This is a genomic window from Streptomyces sp. (genome assembly GCF_031178505.1).
Lineage (GTDB): Bacteria > Actinomycetota > Actinomycetes > Streptomycetales > Streptomycetaceae > Streptomyces > Streptomyces gulbargensis.
This window is the reverse complement of sequence record NZ_JAPSIW010000815.1, coordinates 1-3,010: the sequence shown is the minus strand read 5'-3', so window position 1 is coordinate 3,010 and position 3,010 is coordinate 1. Positions and strand designations below refer to the sequence as shown.

The following is a 3,010-nucleotide window of genomic DNA, read 5'->3' as shown; positions in this document are numbered from 1 at the left end:
CCGAAGGCGTGACCGCACGCCGGTAGGCCGTCGGGGAGAGGCCCAGGACGCGCGTGAAGTGGCGGCGGAGGTTCGCCGCCGTGCCCAGACCGCTGTGCTCGCCGACGCGTTCCACCGGCAGGTCGGTCGACTCCAGGAGCGTCTGGGCCCGGGCGACCCGCTGCTGCAGCAGCCACTGGAGCGGCGTGGTGCCGTGGGTCTCGCGGAGACGGCGGTGGAAGGTGCGCGGGCTCATGCGGGCCCGGCGGGCCAGTTCCCCGACGGTCAGCGGCTCGTGCAGGTGCTCCAGGGCCCACTCCAGCGCGGGCCCGAGCAGGTCCCGTTCACCCGGGGGCAGCGGCGTCTCCACGAACTGGGGGCGGTCGCCCGCCCGGGGGGCCGGGACGACCAGGCGCCGGGCGAGGGCGCCCGCGACGGTGGCGCCCAGGTCCTTGCGGACGAGATGCAGGCACAGGTCCAGGCCGGCGGCGGCGCCCGCGCCGGTGAGCACGGTGTCCTCGTCGGTGTAGAGGACCGAGGCGTCGACGTCGACGCGGGGGTGGCGCGCGGCGAGTTCGGGCGCGTACTCCCGGTGGAGGGTGGCCCGGCGGCCGTCGAGCAGGCCGGCGGCGGCGAGCGCGAAGGCCCCGCTGCACATGGACACCATCCGCGCCCCGCCGTCCGCCGCAGCCCGCAGCGCCTCGACGAGGTCGCCGGGCAGGCTCTCGCGGCCCTCGACGACGCCGTCCGGCACCGACGGCACGATGACCGTGTCCGCGTCGGCGAGTCCGTCGAGCCCGTGGGTGCTGTGCGGGCCGGGGCCGGCGACGACGCGCAGCGCGTACCAGGGGTCGGCCAGGTCGGTGTGCGGGATGCCGAAGACCATGGTGGCGACGGACAGTTCGTAGAGGTCCCAGGGGGAGACCCCGGGTGTCCCGCCGGGGACGAGGGCGACGGCCACCACTCCTGCGCTCATGCCGACGAGCCTATGGCAGGAACCGTGCGCACGCGGGCGGTTCCTCCGCTGTCGGCGGCCTCTCGCCGCTGGGAGCGTGGGACGCATGAGCGACAGCACGAAACAGCACGTCACCGTCATCGGGCTCGGCCGGATGGGCAGCGCCCTCGCCGACGCCTTCCTCACCGCGGGCCACCCCACCACCGTCCACAACCGCACCCCGGAGAAGGCCGGTCCGCTGGTCGCCCGGGGCGCCCGGAGCGCCGCGAGCGTCGCCGAGGCGGTCGCGGCGAGCGAGCTCGTCGTGGTCTGCGTCCTCGACCACGCGGCCGTCCGGGACCTCCTCGCCCCCGTCTCGGACGCGCTGCGCGGCCGGGTCCTGGTGAACCTCACCTCGGGCTCGCCCGAGCAGGCCCGGGAGGAGGCCGCCTGGGCGGCGGCCCACGGCATCGGGTACCTCGACGGCGCCGTGATGACCACGCCGCCCGGCGTCGGCGACAGCGCCAACATGATCCTGTACGCGGGCTCGCCGGAGCTGCTCGCCGCCCACCGCGAGACCCTCGCGGTCCTCGGCGACCCGGTCGACCTCGGCCCGGACGCGGGCCTCGCCTCGCTGTACGACGCGGGACTGCTCGGCCTGATGTGGTCGGTCTTCGGCGGCTGGCTGCACGCGACGGCCCTCACCGGTGCCGACGGCGTTCCGGCGAAGGAGTTCACCGAGGTCGCCGTCCGCTGGATGGGCACGGTCGCCCGGTTCATGTCGGGCTACGCCGGGCAGATCGAGGCCGGCGCGTATCCGGGGGACGACGCCACGATCGACGTCCAGGTCGCGGCGATCGGCCACCTGCTGCACGCCGGTGCGGCGCGGGGGGTGGACGACCGGCTGCCGCGGCTGCACCTGGAGCTGATGCGGGAGGCGGTGGCGGCCGGGCACGGCGGCGACAGTTACGCCCGGATCATCGAGGCGTTCCGCACGGCGTGAGGCGTACGGGGACGTACGCGAAGGGCCGTCGCTCCCCCGAGGAGTGACGGCCCTTCGGCACGGGTGGCGGGATCAGAGGATCCGCACGGCGCCCGACGGCGGGTCCCAGTCGAGCGAGCGCTCGACCACGCCGGTGGAGGAGTTCTGCGCGCCGACGTACATGCCGCCGCCGACGTAGATGGCGACGTGGTACGAGCCGCTGCGGCTGCCCCAGTAGAGGATGTCGCCCGGCTGCAGGTCGCTCAGGGAGACCGAGGTGCCCATGCTCGACTGCTGGTACGAGATGCGGGGCAGGTCGATGTTGGCCTGGCGGTAGGCGGCCTGGACGAGGCCCGAGCAGTCCCAGGAGTTGGGGCCGGTGCCGCCGGAGACGTAGGCGTCGCCGACCTGGGCGCGCGCGAAGGAGACGATCGCGGCGGCGGAGCCGGAGACGGGGGCCTGCGTGGTCTCCTCCTCCGAGGCGGAGGAGCCGCTGTCGGAGCCGGCGGACCGGGAGGACTCCGAGGAACCGGAGGAGTCGTACGACGAGGAGCCGCTGTCGTCCGAGGTGCTCGCGGAGGTGGTGGCGAGCTGGGCGCGGGCCTGGGCGCGGGCGGCACGCTCGGCGGCCTCGGCGCGCTCGCGCTCGGCCTTCGCCTCGGCCTCGGCGCGGGCCTTCTCGGCGCGCTCGGCGGCGGCCTTGCGGTCGGCCTCCGCCTTGGCCTTCTTGGCCTCCTGGGCGGCCTTCTGCAGGGCCGCGTTCTCCTGGGCCAGCAGGTGCTGGTCGAGGGCCTCCTGCTGGGAGGCCTCGGCCGAGGCGGAGACGGCGCTCGCCAGGTCGGTGCCGAGGGAGCCCAGCGTGGGCATCTCGATGGTCTCGGTCACCGGCTCGGCATTCGCCGGTCCGGCAGCACCGGCCACCGCGATGGTGCTGAGGACGCCACCGGCAACTCCGGCGCGGAGCGCCAGCTTGGAGGCGCTGCGGCGGGGCTTCCGGTGGCTGGGTATGTGAGCGGTGTGGGACATGGGTACAACCGCTATCAGGGCGACACGGTTCCCTTCAAGAAACGTGGGTTGCGCCACAGTTGTGCGCGGAAGGGGCGAATCCGCCTGGC

At 75.0% G+C, this 3,010-nt stretch carries 3 protein-coding genes; 1 reads left to right on the top strand and 2 read right to left on the bottom strand.

Annotated elements, in window-relative coordinates; all coding sequences use genetic code 11:
* The coding region (locus RIF68_RS32815; protein ID WP_309055034.1) for a helix-turn-helix domain-containing protein at window positions 1–955 on the bottom strand (955 nt) is incomplete at its 3' end.
* Between the two features lie 85 nt (window positions 956–1,040).
* Here RIF68_RS32815 and RIF68_RS32810 point away from each other — a divergent pair.
* Window positions 1,041–1,916 (top strand): NAD(P)-binding domain-containing protein, encoded by an 876-nt coding sequence (locus RIF68_RS32810; protein WP_309055032.1) that lies wholly within the window; start codon window positions 1,041–1,043, stop codon window positions 1,914–1,916.
* Window positions 1,917–1,988: 72 nt separating this feature from the next.
* On the opposite strand, the gene RIF68_RS32805 is transcribed toward RIF68_RS32810, so the two are convergent.
* Complete coding sequence (locus RIF68_RS32805) at window positions 1,989–2,921, bottom strand: C40 family peptidase (RefSeq protein WP_309055030.1); 933 nt, start codon at window positions 2,919–2,921, stop codon at window positions 1,989–1,991.
* Window positions 2,922–3,010 lie beyond the last annotated feature (89 nt).